Consider the following 17,969-nt stretch of genomic DNA (forward strand, 5'->3'; position numbering starts at 1 on the left):
CACGGGGCCCACACTGCTCCGAAGAAGGCGAGGGCGGGGGGACCTGCCCTCGCTCGCCTTTGCTCGATTGATCGACTGCTCTTGGTTTACTTCTCGCCAGGGCGATGAGTTTCCCTGCTGCCTGAAGTCTTCCACTTCGACGGATCCGTCCCTACGGGGTGAGAAGTGGATCATTACCGAGCTATGGAGCAGAGATGGCGGCCACAAAGAGCAATCCGATTCGGCTGTACATGTCGATGTCGCTCGACGGCTATATCGCCGGTCCGGACGATCGACCGGGCCAGGAGCTCGGACGCGCCGGTGGACGTCTTTTCAACTGGCTCGACGACCGGGAATCCGACGGCCCCAGCGGACAGGTCTATCGCGAGGCGCTGGCGACCGGCGCGCTGATCTCCGGTCGTCGGACCTTCGAACTCGCCGGGCGCTGGCAGGGCGACCACCACGACGGTGTGCCGATCTTCGTCCTCACCCACCATGTGGATGACGGGGACGTGCCACCCGGCCACGCGCGCTTCGTCACGGACGTCGACGACTGCGCCCGTCAGGCTCGCGCGGCGGCCGGGGACCGGCCGGTCATGGTCCACGGGGCGGGCGCGGCCCAGGCGCTCCTGCGAGCCGGGCACCTCGACGAGATGGAGATCCACCTGGTTCCGGTCCTGCTCGGGGCCGGCCGACGCCTGTTCGACCACCTCGGCGATGACCAGATCGAACTGGAACTCGTCCGCCGACTCGAGGACCGAGACGTCACGCACCTCCGCTACCGGGTACGCCGACCCGAGGAGGACGCCGCATGAAGACGCTCTTCGTCTCCTACCGAGTCACCGACCTGGACCGCTCGCTCGACTTCTACACCGCCCTGGGCTACGTCGAGCTGGGCAGGGTCGACACCGGCGACGGCAGTCACCTCGTGATCCTCAGCTTCCCCGGCGAACCGGCGGCCTCCCTCGAACTGGTCCACCGCCCGGCCGACGGCCGCGTCGACGTGGGCAGCGGCTTCGACCACCTGGCGATCCAGGTGGACACCCTGCCCGCCACCCTGGACCGCCTGACCGACGCCGGCCTGGCTCCGGGACCTCTCCAGTACCCGGGCGGCCCCCAGGGCCCGAAGACGTCGTGGCTCACGGACCCGGACGGCTACCGGATCGAACTGGTGGAATGGCCACCTGGCCACCCGGACGGCATCACCGCCGCGGACTTCTCTTGAGCGGTCTGCTGAGCGAAGTCTGGCGCTACCTCTGTATGGCGTGCGTCAGGGATCGTATGAACGTGAGCCAAGGGCCCGTCCTGACATGGACCACGGGTCCGTTCACCCGTTTGGAGTCGCGTATCAGAGCGCCAGTCCCGGTGTACGCGCACTCAACGCACTCTGTCGCGTTGCCACCGCTGTAAGAGGACTTGAACCAGGCCCGCTCGATGGAGTCCTGATGGGTGTTGGGCATTCACAGCTCCTTGCGCACGTGGTGGATCAGAGCGGAGGAAGCCTCCATGTCCAACGCTTGTGCGCGGAGGTACTCGAACGCAAGTCTGTAGCGCTCCAGTTCCTCCTCCTGCTCCAGGAAGAGGGAGCCGGTGTGAAAGTCGACGTAGACCACGTCGAGGGCCGACTCGGTGCCCCCGAGGATCACGAAGCTGCCGAGCGCTGCGCAGTGGGCACCTTTGGAGAACGGCAGCACCTGAAGGGTGATGTGCGGGGACTCATTCGCTTCGAGTAGTTGGCCAAGCTGCTCCTTCATGATCTCTGGAGCCCCGACGACCCGGCGGATCACGGACTCGTCGAGAATCGCCCACAAGCGGGGCGGCTTCGGTCGCGTGAGGATCTCCTGCCGCTTCATGCGGATGTCCACCAGCCGCTCGATCTCGGCCGGCTCCAGGGGGATCTCATTCGCCTTCTGCAGAGCGGTGCTGTAGGCCCGCGTCTGAAGCAGCCCGGGAACGTAGACGCAAGAGAAGTGATCCTCACGTACGGCCTCGTCCTCCAGCGTGAGCAGCAGGTTCATGCTCTCCGGGATGGAGTCGGCGAACGAACTCCACCACCCCTGCTGCTTAGCGTCCTTCGCCAGGCGAACTACGGCCTCCCGCTCGGCATCCGTGGCTTCGTACGCACGGCACAGCGCGTCCACGACGATCCACTTCACCGGCCCAGCCTGCGTCTCATACCGGCTGACCGTCGCCTTCGATACGCCGACCAGCCCGCCGGCCTCCTCCAGGGTCATCCCCTTGCGGGCACGCAACTTGCGCAGGGTCGCACCCAGTTGCCGACGGCGTGTGGTGGTCCTCACGGGCATGAAACTCCTCAAGCACTGCCCCCGGCAGGTGCTCGGGGTGTGAACAGGCTAGGTAGAGCGGCAGCCGACTCACCACGCGATTCACTCGATAGAGAGTCATGAGAAGTTACACAGTGAGAGTTCTCTGTGTCATTCTCGGTGACGGACAGCTACGCAATGCAGCCGTGTGGACACGGTAGGCGCAGCATCGCGTGGCAAGGGAGGGAGAACCGCTCATGCCCGGCATCGACAACAAGGACAGTCAGCGCCGCTGTGTCCTGCCTTTTGAGGCACTGCCGTCGGAAGTACGTCTTCTGCGACGAGCTGCCGCCGCGCAACTCGGCCAGTGGGGCGTGCCGACCGCCGGCGATGCGACGCAGCTCGTCGTGACGGAGCTGGCAACGAACGTCATCAAGCACGTCGGTGAGGGCTCGCCGGCGACCTTGATCCTTGAGTGGCAGCGCGAGCGGCTGCGCGTAGAGATGCACGACAAGAGCAGTTCACTGCCCTCACTGCGCACCGCCAACTGTGACGCAGAATGTGGCCGTGGCCTGCACATGCTCGCCGCCATGGCGGTGAACTGGGGAACCGTCGTCACGGCGCTAGGCAAGGCGGTGTGGTGCGAGATCGAGCTGGGCTCGGACGCTGCGTGCCGACGTATGGAGCGGGCCGTCGATGTACTGGAGACCTACCGAGGGCGCAGCGGCGCCGACGCGCACAGGCCGTGCGAAGCGGTACTGGAAGAGTCAGCGATCGAGCTGATCGCTGACCTGCTGCACTGGACGTCCGCTCGCGGCCTGGACCCGGATGACGTGCTGGACCGGGCCCAGATGCACTACGAGGCCGAAGCGGCCTAAGCGGTTGCCGACGGTGCAGTTGCGCTACTCCGTGTACCTGCGCCGGCGGTCACTCCAATGCCGCGTGCAGTATCGCGCCGGCGTCATCGGATGAGCCCTGCTCGTGGAGGGCCAGTGCCACGTGCAGCACATCTTGATCACCCTGGTCGCGCCCGTAGACATGGATCAGGTTGTCAGCCAATGCGTCATGCTGCCGCTGACGCAGTAGCAGCAGCACTCCAGCTGTCTCCAGCGGGTTGAGGACTTCCGTGGACCGGCGGAGCAATCTGAGTGCCGCCTCTGCCCGACCGTCGGCGTCGAGTTGCCCAGCTTGTGTAGCCAGACTGCGTACGGCGGCAACATCTGTTCGCATCCGCTGCCGGTCCCCCCTGCGGCGGGGGACCGGCAGCGGACCTGATGAGGTTAGTGCTGCCAAACGGGCTTGCAAGCCGGCTCTGGCGGCCTCGAGTTCCTCCACTGCTGCCCGCAGAGCGGCGGCTTCGCCGCGCAGCGACCTCAGTTCCGCGACCTCTTGCCGGAGAGCCGCACTCTCCGACTCGGCCTCCCGCAACAGCCCGGTCAGCGTGTCGATCTCCTCGCCGCCGTCGCCGCGACGCCGTTCCGCTTCCGCCCGCTTATGCAACAGAGTTAGTGCGCCGAAGGTGAGGCTGACAGCGTGCTCGCCTCCAGCGTCCCGGCACGCTTCTCTATGCAGATACTTCACTAGTGCCAGGTCTGGCATGGATTGTCCGCTCAGATATCGGGACAAAGAGCTCTCGCAACAGTGGACGCGGGCGGCGGCTTTTGCCTGAGTTAGGTGCCTTCCATTGCGCCTGTCCGCTTCATCTGGCCGCAGGTGCCGACAGAGCAGTTGCAGAGCCTCGGCGAGATTCCGCATGTGAGGGCGTATGTCGCTGCGGAATGCCTTGTCCGTCCAGGTGGTCCTGCTCGCCGTAGCCCCGTTACGCGCCATGCCGCTCTTCTCCGCCTCACTGTCGATGAGCCGTCAACGACCCTGCACCTCGGCGCCATTGTGCCCCGTGCTTTGGGTGCAGCTCTTGCTAATTCCTGAGCAAGCGTTCTAGGGGTGGACGCTCATTCGGGTCGTAGTGGAAGACTGGAGACTGCTGGGAACCGCCAGATAGTGGGGGGCGTATTCCACTTGCATGCCGTTTGTTCTTGATGTGCGCATTCAAGGCGGTATGCGAAGTGAGCGATCCGGAGGTGCTGGATGACGCTGCCGTCGTGGCAGAACAAGATGGATGGTGACCGCAAGGTCGGAAGCATGGTGCGTGCCGCACTGTGGCTTCTTACTGAGGTGGGGGAAGGAAACATCTTCACGAAGGCTGATCTGCGGGGAGCATTCCCCGACGTCGCGCAGATCGACCGGCGCATCAGGGACCTGCGCGACCGCGGCTGGCGTATCGACACGAGCCGTGACGACCCGACGCTCAAGCAGGAGGAGCAGCGGTTCGTCGGCCGGGGCGCGGAGGTCTGGATCCCGGGCCAGGCGAAGGCACCCAAGCACAAGAACAGCCTCACGGCGGCGCAGCGGCAGAGGGTGTTCGAAGCGGACAGCTACCTCTGCCGGTCGTGCGGCATCGCGTCCGGTGAAGAGTACGGGGACGACGATGTCACGCAGTCCGTACTGAACGTCGCCCGGCGCAAGGTTCTGCTGGCTGATGGGTCGGAGGAGTACCAGTTCGTCACCGAGTGCAAGCGGTGCGGCTCGGGGAGCGGCGACCGTGAGGTGAATCTGGGGGCGCTGCTTGAACTCGTCGAAGACTTGTCCGTGATGGAGCGGCGGATTCTGGCCGGCTGGATCGATGCTGACCGGCGGTCGCCAGAGCCGATCGAAAAGCTGTGGGGTCTTTACCGGACCCTGCCCGAAGAGGCCCGGAAGGCCGTCGCCGAGGCTCTGGACGACACCGACGCGCCTGATGGTTCGGACGACTGAGCACAGAACAGCAAAGACAGAGGGACGGGGAAAGAATGCTGCGGGAGTTCCCGGCGCCGCCGCGCGCGGCCGAGTTCAGCGAACTGATCAAGAAGAAGGTCCAGGAGGCGAAGGCCGCCGGCGGAACGAGGGAAACCGTCAGGGTTGATTGGAACGAACAGCAGGCCCACGTGGAAGTGATCGACCTTCCGCTCAGCGGGTTGTACCTCAACCCGGGTACGCACAGGATCCGAGCTCAGCGCAGCCACAACGCGGCCTCCGATGAGGCGCTCGACAAGGACCCCTGGACCCAGGAAAGCCAGGACTACCTCACGTTCCTCCTCAAGGCCTCGCCCACCGATCCCAATCTGCGCGATCCCGACTTCGACAAGCTGAAGGAGAGCCTGGAGCAGTTCGGACAGAACGACCCGGGGCTCGTCACGCACCAGGGTGTGCTGGTGAACGGCAATACGCGCGCGGTGGCGCTGCGGGACCTTCGGGTGCAGACGATGCGTGTGGGTGTGCTTCCCGAGTCGTTCACCTGGGCGGACATCAACGCGGTCGAGCTGTCGCTTCAGCTGCGGATGGACCACCGCCGTGACTACACCTACATCAACCGGCTGCTCGCTATGGAAGAGCAGGCGTCGCTGGGCAGGACGCCTGAGCAGATCGCCAAGGACTTCCGGATCCAGGTGAAGACGTACCACCAGGAGCGGTGGATTCTCAGCACCATCAAGGAGTTGATCGACCGGAGCAAGAGTGGCGGCGGCGTTGCGTTGCGGCTTGTCGACTGGGAGGGCGCCCAGGAGCGGCTCAAGGAGCTGCACCGGCTGTACCTGAAGCTGGAGAGCGTGGACCGGGACCAGGCGGAGGTCCTCAAGGAGTGGCGGCTGGCGGCGATCCTTCTCGACTTCTCCAAGACGGACGTCAGGCACATCGACGAGGACTTCCTGAAGGAGGACTACCTGGCCCACACGCTCCCGGCTCCCCTCAAGACTGAGGCGTCCGGCGCGGCGGGTGAGGACGCTGTGTCGATTCCCGGGCTGGGGCTTACGGTCCCGGGTGCTTCCTCGGCCGTCTCGGAAGCCCGTGCTCTCAACGACCAGCTCCTCAGGGCTGCTGCCGCTGTGCGTAGTGGGGGAGCGGGCCTGGCCGACGGCGACAAGGCCAGGGAGCAGGCCGTTCTCGACGACGCCAAGAAGGCGTTTGACGAGGCGATCGAGACCGCGGGGCGCAGTGCGCGGCTGCGTAAGCGCAAGCAGCTCGCGCCGGCCCGGCTGGCGGAAGCGAGCGCGAGTATCGACCAGTGCGTGATGGACCTGGTGCAGGCGCGTACCTCCCGCAGCCTGGACGAGGAGGCTTTCGACGAAGCGGTGTTGAACCTGCGGAGCAGCTTGCGCAAGCTCGCCCAGCAGGCCGGCCGTGGGCTGCCCAGTCCTGGTGATGGAGTGGCCTGGCTGCTCAAGGCCGTTTCCTCGGAGGATCTGCGGTGACGGACTCGGCCGGAACGTCCCTGCGTCTGGCGTTCGACGAGACGCGGACTCAGGTCATCCTGAGGACCACAGACGAATACCGTCAGGACCTTGTCCAGCTGGCTGCCCGTTTCCGTACGGGCGGCCAGCTCGGCCCCCTCAGCGCGTCGGTCGCTCTGGATGAGTTGCTGGCCAACCTGGGAGCGCTCAGCGGTTGGCCCCATCACACGGGTGTCGAGTGGTCCCCTGAACTGCGCGATCTCGTGGCCGGTGTCGTACAGGACGCCAACACCGTAAAGTCGCGGCTCGCTGGCACCGAGCCGCGCGGTGAGGTCGCCCCGGACCAGGTGCCGCACCTGCTCGGGGACACGTGGCAGGCGGAACTCAGTGAGTTCCAGTGCCGGGATATCGCCAAGCTTCTGTCTCTCCAGCACGGGGCGAACTTCAGCGTGCCAGGCGCGGGAAAGACTCGGGTGGGCCTGGCGGTGTACGCGGCGCAGAAGCAGCAGGGGAAGGTCAGCCGGCTCCTGGTGGTCTGTCCGAAGTCGGCGTACGAGTCCTGGCAGTACGAGACGGCGGTGTGTCTCAGGTATCCACTGCGCACGAACGTGCTCGACGGATCGATGGACCAGTGGGCCGAGGTGCTGATCGTCAACTACGAGCGGCTGGACCGCCAGCTGCCCAGGCTCGCCGGCTGGCTGAAGGCTGCTCCCTCCATGATCATCCTCGATGAGGCGCACAGGATGAAGCTGGGAGCCCGGGGGACCTACGGTGCCGCGTGCATGGCGCTAGGCCCTCTTGCGGCACGACGGATGATCCTCACTGGTACGCCGGCGCCCAATGGATCCAAGGATCTGGAGAACCTGCTGGGTTTTGTGTGGCCCGGTCACGGACAGCGCACGGTGGTTCAGGCCGTGGCGGGTGGTGACCTCACCTACGCCAGTTCCGTGCTTCGGCCACTGTTCACCAGGACGACCAAGCAGGAGCTCGGCCTGCCGCCTATGCAACTGCGGATGCGGTACGTCGACATGCCGCCGCTGCACAAGGAGATCTACTCCTCACTGGTAGGTGGTATGGGCAACGGCACAGCGAGGGACGATCTCAGCTCGCTGGGCAAGACGGCGCTCCGGCTGCTGATGGCGGCAACGAGTCCGGCCCTGCTGCTAGAGGGCGGAAGCCGGTATGAGCCGCTGGCGTACCAGTTGCCGCCGCTGGACATTCCCCAGGGCAGCTCGCTGTACTCGCTCATGCAGAACCTGCCGGACTACGAGCTGTCGCCGAAGTACAAGGAGGCGGTGGCGATCGTCGCTGAGAACGCAGCCAGGGGCCGCAAGACGCTGGTCTGGACGACGTTCGTCCGCAGTTTGACGACGCTGGAACGGATGCTGGAGAAGTACGGTCCTGCCGTGGTCTACGGGGGCACCGTGGACCGTGAGGAGCAGCTGCGCCGCTTCCGGGAGGACCCCAGCTGCATGGTGCTGATTTCCAATCCCGCGACCCTGGGCGAGGGCATCAGCCTTCACCATGTCTGCCACGACGCCGTCTATGTCGACCGGGACTTCATGGCGGGACGCTTCCTGCAGAGCCTTGACCGCATTCACCGCCTTGGTCTGGCACCGGACACGGACACGAGGGTCACTGTGCTTGCCGCACGCGACACCGTCGACGAGGTGGTGGAAGTGCGTCTCGACCAGAAGCTGGAGTTCATGGGGCGGATCCTGGACGACCCCACGGTGCAGCAGCTCGCTGACTTGGAAGAAGAGCCGTCGGTCGCGGCGGGGCTGGCACCGAGCGATATTGAAGCCTTGCTCCGGCACATGGGAACTAGGTAGGTTCTGTGCTTTGGTTTCCTGGCCCGGCTTGATCTGGCTGGGCCAGGTTCGGCCGGGCCCTTGCCCGCAGGCCTGGTTCCCGCGAGGAAGCGGAGTGGGAGACTCTTGGTGTCAAGAGACCAGAGATGATTGATCATGGTTACTTGACAGAACGACCCATGAGCCATACCAGGAGGAGCGCCCATGCGCGCCAACGGCGGTAAGCGCCCGCAGTTCACCCCGCCACTGACCTCGATCGAGATCTGCGCGGGGGCCGGCGGGCAAGCCGTTGGGCTCCACAACGCCGGCTTTGACCACCGAGCCCTCGTCGAGTGGGATCCGCATGCCGTCCAGACACTGAGCGCAAACGTGGCGGGCTGGCCTGGGTGGGATGCCGAGCGAGCGGACAGTCTCCAGCCAATGGATGTTAAGGAATTCCTGAAATCCAAGGAATTCAGAGACCTGGAGCTAAAGCCTAAGCAGCTGGACTTGCTTGCGGGGGGCGTTCCATGCCCTCCGTTCTCGCTGGCTGGAAAGCAGCTCGGCAAGGACGATGAGCGCGACCTTTTTCCTGCCGCTCTTGAGATCATCGAGGCGCTGCTGCCCAAGGCCGTGATGATTGAGAATGTCCGGGGAATCCTGGAACCCCCGGAGGTTTTTATTGAATATCGTGCCGAGATTCTGAGGGATCTTAAGGATCTAGGGTATTCGGTTCCGCAGGTCAAGAGCGGATGGGCCCCTGCGCGTCAGGACGTAGAGATGCGGAAGGTCTGGCGCAGACTGGACGCGAAGCACTTCGGGGTGCCGCAACTCCGGCCCAGGGCAATCCTTGTTGCCATTCATGAAGATTACCTTGCCGGTGACGGCTCGGAGTTCTCTTGGCCAGTTCGCCTGGACGAAGACGAAGCTACTGTGGCGCGGCAGCTTGAGGAGACAATGCGGGAGCGCTGCAAAGACTTCTGGGGCAAGAACAGGTGGGGCAGGCCGGCCGGGCCGGGGGAGCGTACCGGGGAGGACGTCTTCAATGACTGGCTGGAAGACGCGGAGAAGGCTGCGGCCGCGGGCCGAGGCGTGGCGCCGACCCTCGTAGGCGGGTCCAGGAAGCACGGCGGAGCGGACCTCGGACCTACTCGGGCTAAGAGGGCGTGGGAGGCCCTTGGCGTAAACGCCATGGGTGTCGCTAATGACCGAGAAGCATGTGACCCCGAGCGTGACCTCTTCCGGGACACCGGACCGATGCTGACCGTGGAGCAGGCGGCCATCATTCAGGGCTTCCCCCGTGGTTGGAAGTTCCAGGGGAAGAAGACGGCGCGCTATCGGCAGGTCGGAAACGCCTTCCCGCCGCCGGTCGCTGAGGCCGTAGGCCGCGCAATCGCGGCCGTCCTGCGTCCGGCGCACCGGGAAGAGTTGCTCAACGGCTACGTGATGGATTCAGGTCAGGATATTCCGCAGCAGAACACAGTCGGACAACTGGAGATTCCAGTGTCAGGAAGCGGGCGGCCTCGCACGACGCGCAAGAACGGTGTCGGTAATCTGCTGAGCGCAGGACACTGAGGACTCGTGCTCCCAGAAACGGAGCACAAGCCAACCGGCCTCTCGGAGTTTCTGATCCGTGTCGCGATCGCGTGTGACATTGCGCAGGACTTTGTCCGACCAGTAGCCAGAATTGGTCTTGGGTGGCACGTAGTGCTCAGGACACCCATGCCAGTAGCAGCCGTCTATGAAGACCGCGACCTTAGCCGGGCGGAATACCAGGTCTGCTGTGCGGCGTAGGTCCGGCAGAGGGCGCGCGGCCACGCGGTAGCGCAGCCCTTGGGCGTGCACCAGCCGTCGGATGAGTTTTTCGGGCTTTGTGTCACGGCTGCGGATTGCCTGCATATTGCGGCGCCGGGCCGCAGACGAAGCCCAGGAACCCTCTGGGGCTTCCCACACGAGATCTTCTGACACACCACAGAGGGTAGTCGGAAGGCTGTCAGGACCGCACACGCCCGGCCCCCGGACGTCCTACCGCTGGCCGTCGCCGCCCCGCAACGACGACAGCACCAACCGCCCGTACCGCGTGGTCAGCACTGCGGCCGTTGAGGCCACGGACAGGACCAGGGCGACGACGAGGTGGGACAGCGAGTGGTCGTCCAGGACCTGGAGGATGCCCAGGGCCGTGCCCAGGGGGAGGCCGAGGATCGTGAGCACGCCCAGGGCGCCGCTGATCTGCTGGCTCTCCTGGGTCTGGGCCAGACGGCTGTAGTCGGCGGCTTCGGCGAGGATCTCGTTGAAGCGGGCGGGCAGCCGGTGCTGGTTCTGGAAGGCGAGCAGCAGTTCGTTCGCGGGACCGTGGGCGGTGAGATGCTGCCGCCAGTAGCCACTGCGGAAATGCGCGATGTTCCGTTCCAGGCCGGCGACCCGGCGCGCGAGACGCTGGGAGGAAGTGAAGACGTCCGAGAGCTCGTCGGTGAGTTCGTCGATGTGGTCGCGTTGGAGCGACCCGAGCAGCAGAGCGTCGAGGTAGACGGTGCGGGAGTGCAGCGCGCCGAACTCGTAGAAGTCGCCCGCGCCGGTGTCCGGCCGGTGGCCGAGGAAGGCAGCGCCCTGCCGCAGTACCAGGGCACTCCAGTCCGCGGAGATGCGTACGGCGTCCTTGAGCTGCTCCGCGGCGGTCTCCGGGGGCAGGGGGAAGTCCTGCGGGTTGGAGCGGGAAGCCAGTTGCCATAGCCAGCGGTCCGCGGTGGCGGGCAGTTCCCCTTCGGGGCCGTCGCGGAGCGCGGGTGTGTGGTGTGCCGTCGGGGTGAGGAAGGCGATCGTGTACGGCCGGGCGATGGCGAAGGGCGCGGAGGGGTCCCGTACGTCGGCGATGTCGTCGAGGAGCAGGACTGGGTCGAACGGTCCCGTGAGTCCCGTGAGTGGCTCGTCGGTGGTAACCGATCCGCGGCCGGCCAGAGTTCGCAGCACTGGCAGGAGAGGCCTCTCCGCACTGAAGTGCAGGACGGCCAAGGCGTGATCGGGGTCGCGGGCGGTGGCCGCGCTGAGCAGCTCTATGCCGAGCAGGTGCAGTCCGTCGTGCTTGACGTCCAGTGGCAGATGCCAGCGGCGGGGCCGCCCGGGGCCACCGTAGAGGGCGCGCGCGGAGGCGGGGGCGAAGTAGGTGGACCGGGTCGGTGTGTCCGTACGGCGGCTGCCGAGCTCGAAAGGGAACGGACCCTCGGACCAGTCGGGGGCGCGGCGCAGCCGGGCGGGCAGGACGACGGTCAGTTCCTGCCGGGCCCCTGTGACATCGTCGAGGGACGGGTTGGCGTCGGCCGTGGTCACCGGTAGTACTCGGCAGGGTCGGGCTGGTCGAGACGGATGACGAACTCAGCCCGGTCGGGGCTCGTGGCACTGACGTGGAAACGGACGCGCTCGCCAGTACGGATGGTGCGGAAGCCCTCAGTCACGATCTGCCGGTAGTCGAAGTTGTAGTACCGCTCGTTCTCGGCGTCCTGGACGATGTAGGAACCGAGTGCACCACTCGGCCCTCCGCCGCTCGGCCGCCGGTCGACGATGATTCCCTGCCGCGGCCCGCCGCTGCTGCCGAAAGCGCCGCCGTCGCTGCCGCCGCTCATGCGGGTGTCCTCTCCGTTCCGGTCGTGTCGGTGTCCGGTGCCGTGGCGGGACCCTCCGCCGGGTCCACGTCCTGCACACAGCGGAAGCCGACCGCGTTGCTCCCGCCACGCTTGCGGTAGATGCCCTTGGTGCTGGTCTGCACCGCGCGCATCGGGTTGTCGTAGCTTCCGCCGCAGATGACGGCCTCGGCGGCGTCGCCCACAGTGGTGGAGGTCCACTCCCAGCAGTTGCCCACCATGTCCAGGACGCCGAACGGGGAGCGGTTGCCAGGACGTTCGTCGGCGGGTGTGGCACCAGCCCGGCGGACGGCGTCGCCCGCGAAGTCCCGGTACCACGCCTGGTACGTGACGACAGGCCGGCCGACCCAGGTATCGGCGCAGTTGACGCGGCTGCTGTCCGGGATATCACCCCAGGGGAAGAGCCGCCCGTCGGTGCCGCGCGCGGCTGCCTCCCATTCGAGCGAGGTAGGCAGCCGCTTCCCTTCGAATGCGGCGAATGCGTACGCACTCCACCAGCTGACGCAGATCGCCGGGTGATCGTCGTAGCGCGGGTTCTCGTAGTAGTCGGGGTGGCGCAGCCGGTCGGTCCAGGGGTGGTGGGTGACATGGGTCGGCTGGTCCGGGTGGTCCCACCGGGAGGTGCCGTCCGTTTCGAGGGCGTCGAGGAAACGTCGGTAGCGGGCGACAGTCACGGCGCGGCGGTCGAAACGCACGGAGTGCTCGACGCGGCGGATCAGCAGTCGCTCGGCTGGGCCGACCAGGTACGCCCCTGCGGGCAGTACGCAGTCATCACACACACTGCTGCTGTCATCTCCGCTGCTTCCCCCGCTGGACAGTTCGGCGAGGAAGGCACGCACCTGCTCCGTCAGGAAGGCGCCGTCGGGAAGGTCCGCCACGGCTGCGAGGTGAGCTGGGTCGGCGAGATACCGGGCGGCCAGCAGCTCCTGGTACGCGGTGTGCGCGAAGGCGACGTGGCCGGGTCCCGCCGGGCGCAGCAGCGGTGCGAGGACGCAGGAAGCCGGATCGAGTTGTCCGTCCGTGAACGCGTCGCCGCCCAGCTCTCGGTACAGGTCGAGCAGGGAGAAAACGGTCTGGTCGGTGAGGAACGCCCGGCCGAGTGCGGCGGGCAGGCGCTGCTCCAGCTCGGGACGCCCACGCTCGGTCAGCGTCCGCGTGAGGTGGGTGCCGAGGATCTCCGCGAGAGGCCGGCCCGGAGGAAGACCCAGCCGCGCGGTGAGGCGTCGTTCGAGCGGGGTTTCCTCCGGCTCGGTGAGGCGCACGACGTGGAAGTGCGGAACGCGGGACGGATCCACGCCGTTCGCGTACATCTGCTCCACCAGCTGTTCGGAGCGGCCGGCACCGCTGTCCAGTAGCTGACGTACCTGGGGAGAGTCCGCGAGGAAGGAGACCCGGGAGCTGATGACGACCGCCGACTCGGCGGACAGGACGGCCGAGAGATCGGTGAACAGGCGCAGGAATCCGGCGGGGCTCGGTTCCGCGACACCCTCGTCGATGGCGTCGAGCACACACAGCGCGGTACCTGAGCGGATCAGATAGAGGAAGAGGTCGTACGCGCGGGAACGGTCCGACGACATGGCCGGTGCCAGGAGACGGGCGGCGTACTCGGAGAAGGGCTCATCCTTCGGCTTGAGGCCGAGGTCGAAGTAGAAGCGGAAGCGGCGGACCTCCGCGTCGGCGGCCAGGGTACGCAGGAGGGTGCTCTTCCCGCTGCCTGGCCGTCCGGTCACCAGGACGTTGGCGCTACTACGTGCGAGGCGGACCAGCAGTTCCGCCGCGTCACCAGACTCCGTCACCGTGGATTCGCCAGTGCGCGGGTCGGTGGTCAGGACCGTCGCGGCGACAGCGGCCGTCGGCTCGGGCGGAGCGTCGGCTGTGCCCTCGGGGTCGGTGGTGTCAGTGAGCCCGGCAAGGTGGGCGTCAAGATTGACGATGGTGTCGACGAACCCGTCGTACCGCACGATCCGGAAGTCGGTGCCCAGCAGTTGATGGAGTGCGCCGGGAGCCGCGCCACCGTCGTTGTCCACGACCACGAACCGAGTGAGCTTGGGCAGCTGGGTGCGGAGCAGCTCGCCGCCGTGGGAGGCGAGCACGGTGCCGAGGTCGTCGGCGTCCCTGGAGAGCATCAGCTCCACATATTCCAGCCGTATCCCTGACTCGCGGCAGAACAACAGGTATACGGTGTCCGGGCTGAGAACGAACCGCTTGGCCTGCCGGTACCCGAGGGTGACATGGAGTCCCGCGAGGAATTCGCAGCGACGCGCGACCTCGGGTGCCACATCCGGTTCCCCGCCGAGCAGGGCCACACTCCCGGTGTCGGTGAACCAGACGAGGACGTCGACGAGCCTGCGCACCGCGAGGAGCCCGTCCTCGTCGCTGATGTCGTACCCGTCGTGGGTAGAGCGATTGCGCAAGCGTCGGATGTCGTCGAGCGCGTCCAGGACAGTGTTGCTGCGGATGTACGGACGGCAGCGCTTGACCAGGTCGTTCAGCGCCTTGGTGGAGGGGTCACCCTCGACGCCGTGGTGCCGCCACAGCTCCTTCAGGAGCTTCTCGGTCAGCTTCCCGACCAGCGCGACAGCGTTCTCCGGATAGCCGTCGTTGAGCGACCGTAACGGGCGTTCCAGGTCGAGCCCGAGACGGTCGGCGATCCGGGAGTGGTCGTCGAGTTCCCTCCGCAGACGCCGCAGCCGCTCGTCGACGACGGTACTCACGCACTCTCCTTCGCTCGCCGGCCGAGAACGAAAGCGAACCGGTCCGGGAACACCAGCACGGGTTCCGGATGGGCGGCTCGTATCTCCTCGACACCTTCCTCGATCTCGCTGTCGCTGAAAGTGGAGAGCAGGGACATGTAGCGGGCGCGGACCATGCCGAGGTACTTGTCGCGGTCGATGCGGAGTTCGTGCTCGACGTGGCTGAGCTGGGTCTCCAGTCCTGCTTGGCGCAGATGACCCTCGATCAGGGCCGGGTCCGGTTGCAGCTCCTCGAAGCGGGCGAGGGCTGCCTTGAACAAGGGGTACCGGATGGTGGCCGGAAGCATGATGATCAGCAGCCGGCCACCTGGTGCCAGCCGTTCGGAGAGGCCGCGCAACGTGCGTGCCTGGTCGGTCACATGGTGCACCGACTCCTTGAGCCAGATGGCGTCCAGTTCCTCGTACGGCAGCCGGGTCCGGCCTTCGGCGACGTCCTCCGCCGAGGCGACGACCGGTGTCAGGTTCGGCGGAGGCGGGGTGCCGAGTCCGCGAAGCATTGCTTCCGAGGGGTCGACGCACAGAATGGGGCGGCTCGGACGCAGATGTCTGGCCAGCTCCCTGGCGAACAGGCCTGTTCCGGAGCCGATGTCGGCGATCCGGTCTGCCGGGTCGAGGCTCAGCGCCTCGGCGATTTGGCGGGACATCCACGGGACGTACTCCGGTCCGTAGACCCAGTGCTCGTCATACTCGGCTGCGAGACCGTCGTAATGCCCTCGCACATCGCGCCGTCCCACGGTCCCCCTCGCGTATCCCACGCCGTGCTGCCAACAGTCACCAGGCAGACTATCGGGAGTGGCAATCCCGCAACAGCGCGTAACAGGTCAGGCTGTTGAGCTACAGGCGGGCTCCGCCGGACGTCAGCGTGCCTGCTGGAGGAAGCCGATGAGCGCCGCCGTCAGTTCGGCAGGGGCGTCCTCCTGGACCAGGTGTCCCGCCCCGGCGATCGGCTCCAGGTGCGCGCCCGGGATGCGGGCGGTGAGTTCCCGGCCCCTCGCCGCCGGGATCCACGTGTCGTCCTCTCCCCAGCACACCAACACCGGGAAGTCGATCTCCCCGTACCGATCCTGCACTTCGTCGGTGTAGCGCTGGTCGGCCTGGGCGATCTGGCGGTAGAAGGCCGATTGGCCGAGGTCGCCGAGCCAGGGCTGGACGAGCCGGTCGAGCACGGCCGGGTGAAGGCCCGGGCTGCTGGCCGAGCTGACGTACTCGCGTACCAAGGCGTGGTGCAGCGCGGGCGGCAGTCGCTCGAAGACCTCGGAGTTCTCGCCGACCAGCCGGAAGAACGGGGAACCCCACGGGGCCAGCGCGACCGGGTCGACCAGGGCGAGAGCGCGGTATCGCGCCCCGTGCAGCAGGTGCGCCCGCAAGGAGACGGCACCGCCGAAGTCGTGGGCGACCACCAAAGGTTCCTCAAGACCCCAGTGCGCCAGGAGCTCGGTGAAGACCCGGCCCTGGGCGGCCAGGGAGACGTCCTGGCCGGCGGACATCTCCGATGTGCCGTAACCGGGCATGTCCCACACGAACACCTGGTGGTGGCGGGCGAGCGCGCGGGCGACGGCGCGCCAGACGTACGAGGAGAAGGGGGTGCCGTGCAGGAGCACGACCGGATGCCGGCCGGGTTGTCCGAGGCTGTCCCAGCGGACATCGCCCGACGTGCCGCGGAACGTCTCGGACAGCTGCCATTCACTCACGGGTGCTGTTCCTCTCAGTCCGTCCTGAGTCGTCAGCGCCTTCCCGGAGGAGTCCTTACAGAAACGCCCCCACCCCCATGGCCACCGCGAACAGCACGAAGAACACCCCCCACGTCATATTGGCCGTCGCCGAGTACGAGACGTTTCCCGGGCGGCCGTCCTTCGTGTGGACGATCACCACTCGGCGCGGGTCCCTCGGGTCGTAGCGCACGACGACCGGGACGCCCCGGTGCAGGGGGTGGGACTCGTGGTTGAGGGGGGTGCGGCGGTAGGTCTGGGTGGGTGGGGCGTCGGGGCGGTCGACGGGCGGGGCCTGGTAGCGGACCTGTGGGGGGTGGATCGTGGGGCCCTCGCGGCGGGCGTTGCGGGCCACCTCGCCCCGGGTGCGCACGCCCCGGACGCCGAGGCGGTCCAGGGCCCTGCGCTGGCCCAGGGCCAGGCGCAGGACCGCGATGCCCAGCGCCAGGGCGCCCGCCGCCATGATGAGTGTGATCGTGAGCCACGGCTGGTCCACGTGGCCTCCCCCCGGAGCCGACGTCAGTTGTGCGCCAAGACGTACGCCGTCACGCGGCGGTTCCGTGGCAGTCGCCGTACGTCCGTCCCGAGCCGCACCAGCACGCCGCCGTCCGCTCCGGGGGCCACGCCACCGCCCGGCCCCGGGCCGCCAGCGTCGTCGCGTACTGGGGGAGCAGGGCCGGGTCGGTCGGGGAGGTGAGTTCCGAGGCGGCGAAGGCCTCGTACGACGGGACCGTGCCCGTGACAATGCCCAGGTTCGGGGTGCCGGACGCGGCCAGTTCGCGCAGGGCGGCCTCTATGGAGGTGAGGTGCTCCTCGTGCGAGGGGTACTCCTCGGCGAGCGTCGGGTACGCCGACAGCAGTTCCGTCAGTTCGTCGGCCGGCCAGTGGAGCACCGCCACCGGGAACGGGCGGGACAGCGCCTCCCGGTACGCGCCCAGTTCCGCGCGGAGGCGGATGATCTCCGCCTCCAGTTCCGCCGGGTTCTCCGAGCCCAGGGACCACACCCGCTTCGGGTCGTGGAGTTCGTCCAGGGTGATCGGGAGGGTGTGCGCGGTGTCCGCCAGGGCGTCCCACTCGTCGTGCGGCGCGCCGAGCATCCTGCGTACGCGGTGGCGGCCGAAGAGGAGGGGGTGGGTGGCGTACGGGGGCTCCGTGACATCGGTGAGGAGGAGGCGTACGGCCTCCGAGAACGTCTCGTGCGCCTGCTCCAGCTCGTCGTGGGACTCCAGGGACTCCGCGACGATCACCCACGGGGCGGGGTCGCGCGGGGACGCCGTGCGGATGCCGTCGATGATCGCGCGGGCCTCCGCCTCGTGGCCGTACTCCCAGAGGTTGGACGCCTTGAGGGCCCGTACGAGATACGGGTTGTCCAGCTCCCGCGTGGAGGCCAGCAGGCGGTCGTAGAGGGCGGTGGCGGTGGGGCGGTCGCCGGAGAGCTCGCGGTGGGCGGCGGCCCGCAGGAGCAGGGCCTCGGCGTCCTCGGGGTAGAGGTCGGCGGTCCGCTCCAGGCGGGCGGCTTCGGCGGTGTGGTCGACGTTTTCGGCAGGCGTGTCGGGGCGCATGGGGGACACCGT

At 67.2% G+C, this 17,969-nt stretch carries 18 protein-coding genes; 7 read left to right on the forward strand and 11 right to left on the reverse strand.

Annotated elements, in window-relative coordinates; genetic code table 11:
• The first annotated feature begins 194 nt into the window (after positions 1 to 194).
• A complete protein-coding gene (locus ACZ470_RS00850) occupies positions 195 to 794 on the forward strand; it encodes a dihydrofolate reductase family protein (RefSeq protein ID WP_468423132.1) in 600 nt (199 codons plus the stop codon).
• A complete protein-coding gene (locus ACZ470_RS00855; protein ID WP_468423133.1) occupies positions 791 to 1,204 on the forward strand; it encodes a VOC family protein in 414 nt (137 codons plus the stop codon). The genes ACZ470_RS00850 and ACZ470_RS00855 overlap by 4 nt, the downstream gene beginning before the upstream one ends.
• Positions 1,205 to 1,229: 25 nt before the next feature.
• Here ACZ470_RS00855 and ACZ470_RS00860 read toward each other — a convergent pair whose 3' ends face one another.
• A complete protein-coding gene (locus ACZ470_RS00860; protein ID WP_468423135.1) occupies positions 1,230 to 1,439 on the reverse strand; it encodes a DUF397 domain-containing protein in 210 nt (69 codons plus the stop codon).
• The gene (locus tag ACZ470_RS00865) at positions 1,440 to 2,285 is read right to left on the reverse strand and encodes a helix-turn-helix domain-containing protein (protein WP_468423137.1); all 846 of its coding nucleotides are present in this window, start codon (positions 2,283 to 2,285) and stop codon (positions 1,440 to 1,442) included.
• A gap of 215 nt (positions 2,286 to 2,500) precedes the next feature.
• On the opposite strand from ACZ470_RS00865, the gene ACZ470_RS00870 reads away from it, so the two are divergent.
• Positions 2,501 to 3,121: an ATP-binding protein gene (locus ACZ470_RS00870; RefSeq protein WP_468423139.1), complete on the forward strand. Its 621-nt coding sequence runs from the start codon at positions 2,501 to 2,503 to the stop codon at positions 3,119 to 3,121.
• Positions 3,122 to 3,170: 49 nt separating this feature from the next.
• On the opposite strand, the gene ACZ470_RS00875 is transcribed toward ACZ470_RS00870, so the two are convergent.
• A complete protein-coding gene (locus tag ACZ470_RS00875; RefSeq protein ID WP_468423141.1) occupies positions 3,171 to 3,842 on the reverse strand; it encodes a hypothetical protein in 672 nt (223 codons plus the stop codon).
• A gap of 489 nt (positions 3,843 to 4,331) precedes the next feature.
• On the opposite strand from ACZ470_RS00875, the gene ACZ470_RS00880 reads away from it, so the two are divergent.
• The 4 genes from ACZ470_RS00880 to ACZ470_RS00895 all read left to right on the forward strand — a co-directional run bounded on the left by ACZ470_RS00880 (position 4,332) and on the right by ACZ470_RS00895 (position 9,873).
• On the forward strand, positions 4,332 to 5,057 hold the full coding sequence (locus tag ACZ470_RS00880; protein ID WP_468423143.1) for a hypothetical protein: 726 nt from the start codon (positions 4,332 to 4,334) through the stop codon (positions 5,055 to 5,057).
• 35 nt (positions 5,058 to 5,092) lie between these two features.
• Positions 5,093 to 6,529, forward strand: coding sequence for a ParB N-terminal domain-containing protein (locus tag ACZ470_RS00885; protein ID WP_468423145.1), 1,437 nt, complete (start codon positions 5,093 to 5,095; stop codon positions 6,527 to 6,529).
• Complete coding sequence (locus ACZ470_RS00890) at positions 6,526 to 8,340, forward strand: DEAD/DEAH box helicase (RefSeq protein WP_468423147.1); 1,815 nt, start codon at positions 6,526 to 6,528, stop codon at positions 8,338 to 8,340. The genes ACZ470_RS00885 and ACZ470_RS00890 overlap by 4 nt, the downstream gene beginning before the upstream one ends.
• A gap of 183 nt (positions 8,341 to 8,523) precedes the next feature.
• Positions 8,524 to 9,873: a DNA cytosine methyltransferase gene (locus tag ACZ470_RS00895; RefSeq protein ID WP_468423149.1), complete on the forward strand. Its 1,350-nt coding sequence runs from the start codon at positions 8,524 to 8,526 to the stop codon at positions 9,871 to 9,873.
• Here ACZ470_RS00895 and ACZ470_RS00900 read toward each other — a convergent pair.
• From ACZ470_RS00900 to ACZ470_RS00935, 8 genes are all read right to left on the reverse strand, one after another.
• Positions 9,805 to 10,251: a very short patch repair endonuclease gene (locus ACZ470_RS00900; protein WP_468424028.1), complete on the reverse strand. Its 447-nt coding sequence runs from the start codon at positions 10,249 to 10,251 to the stop codon at positions 9,805 to 9,807. The genes ACZ470_RS00895 and ACZ470_RS00900 overlap by 69 nt on opposite strands.
• A gap of 72 nt (positions 10,252 to 10,323) precedes the next feature.
• A complete protein-coding gene (locus ACZ470_RS00905) occupies positions 10,324 to 11,622 on the reverse strand; it encodes a hypothetical protein (RefSeq protein WP_468423151.1) in 1,299 nt (432 codons plus the stop codon).
• Positions 11,619 to 11,915, reverse strand: a complete 297-nt coding sequence (locus ACZ470_RS00910) for a hypothetical protein (RefSeq protein ID WP_468423152.1) — start codon at positions 11,913 to 11,915, stop codon at positions 11,619 to 11,621. The genes ACZ470_RS00905 and ACZ470_RS00910 overlap by 4 nt, the downstream gene beginning before the upstream one ends.
• Positions 11,912 to 14,647: an SUMF1/EgtB/PvdO family nonheme iron enzyme gene (locus tag ACZ470_RS00915; RefSeq protein WP_468423154.1), complete on the reverse strand. Its 2,736-nt coding sequence runs from the start codon at positions 14,645 to 14,647 to the stop codon at positions 11,912 to 11,914. Before ACZ470_RS00915 ends, ACZ470_RS00910 begins: the two co-directional genes overlap by 4 nt.
• Positions 14,644 to 15,330: a class I SAM-dependent methyltransferase gene (locus ACZ470_RS00920; protein ID WP_468423156.1), complete on the reverse strand. Its 687-nt coding sequence runs from the start codon at positions 15,328 to 15,330 to the stop codon at positions 14,644 to 14,646. Before ACZ470_RS00920 ends, ACZ470_RS00915 begins: the two co-directional genes overlap by 4 nt.
• A gap of 213 nt (positions 15,331 to 15,543) precedes the next feature.
• A complete protein-coding gene (locus ACZ470_RS00925) occupies positions 15,544 to 16,377 on the reverse strand; it encodes an alpha/beta fold hydrolase (RefSeq protein WP_468423158.1) in 834 nt (277 codons plus the stop codon).
• A gap of 55 nt (positions 16,378 to 16,432) precedes the next feature.
• Positions 16,433 to 16,891: a DUF3592 domain-containing protein gene (locus ACZ470_RS00930; RefSeq protein ID WP_468423160.1), complete on the reverse strand. Its 459-nt coding sequence runs from the start codon at positions 16,889 to 16,891 to the stop codon at positions 16,433 to 16,435.
• Between the two features lie 49 nt (positions 16,892 to 16,940).
• Positions 16,941 to 17,957, reverse strand: coding sequence for an SEC-C metal-binding domain-containing protein (locus tag ACZ470_RS00935; RefSeq protein ID WP_468423162.1), 1,017 nt, complete (start codon positions 17,955 to 17,957; stop codon positions 16,941 to 16,943).
• Positions 17,958 to 17,969: the final 12 nt, after the last annotated feature.

It is taken from the genome of Streptomyces sp. NPDC031111 (assembly GCF_055570675.1).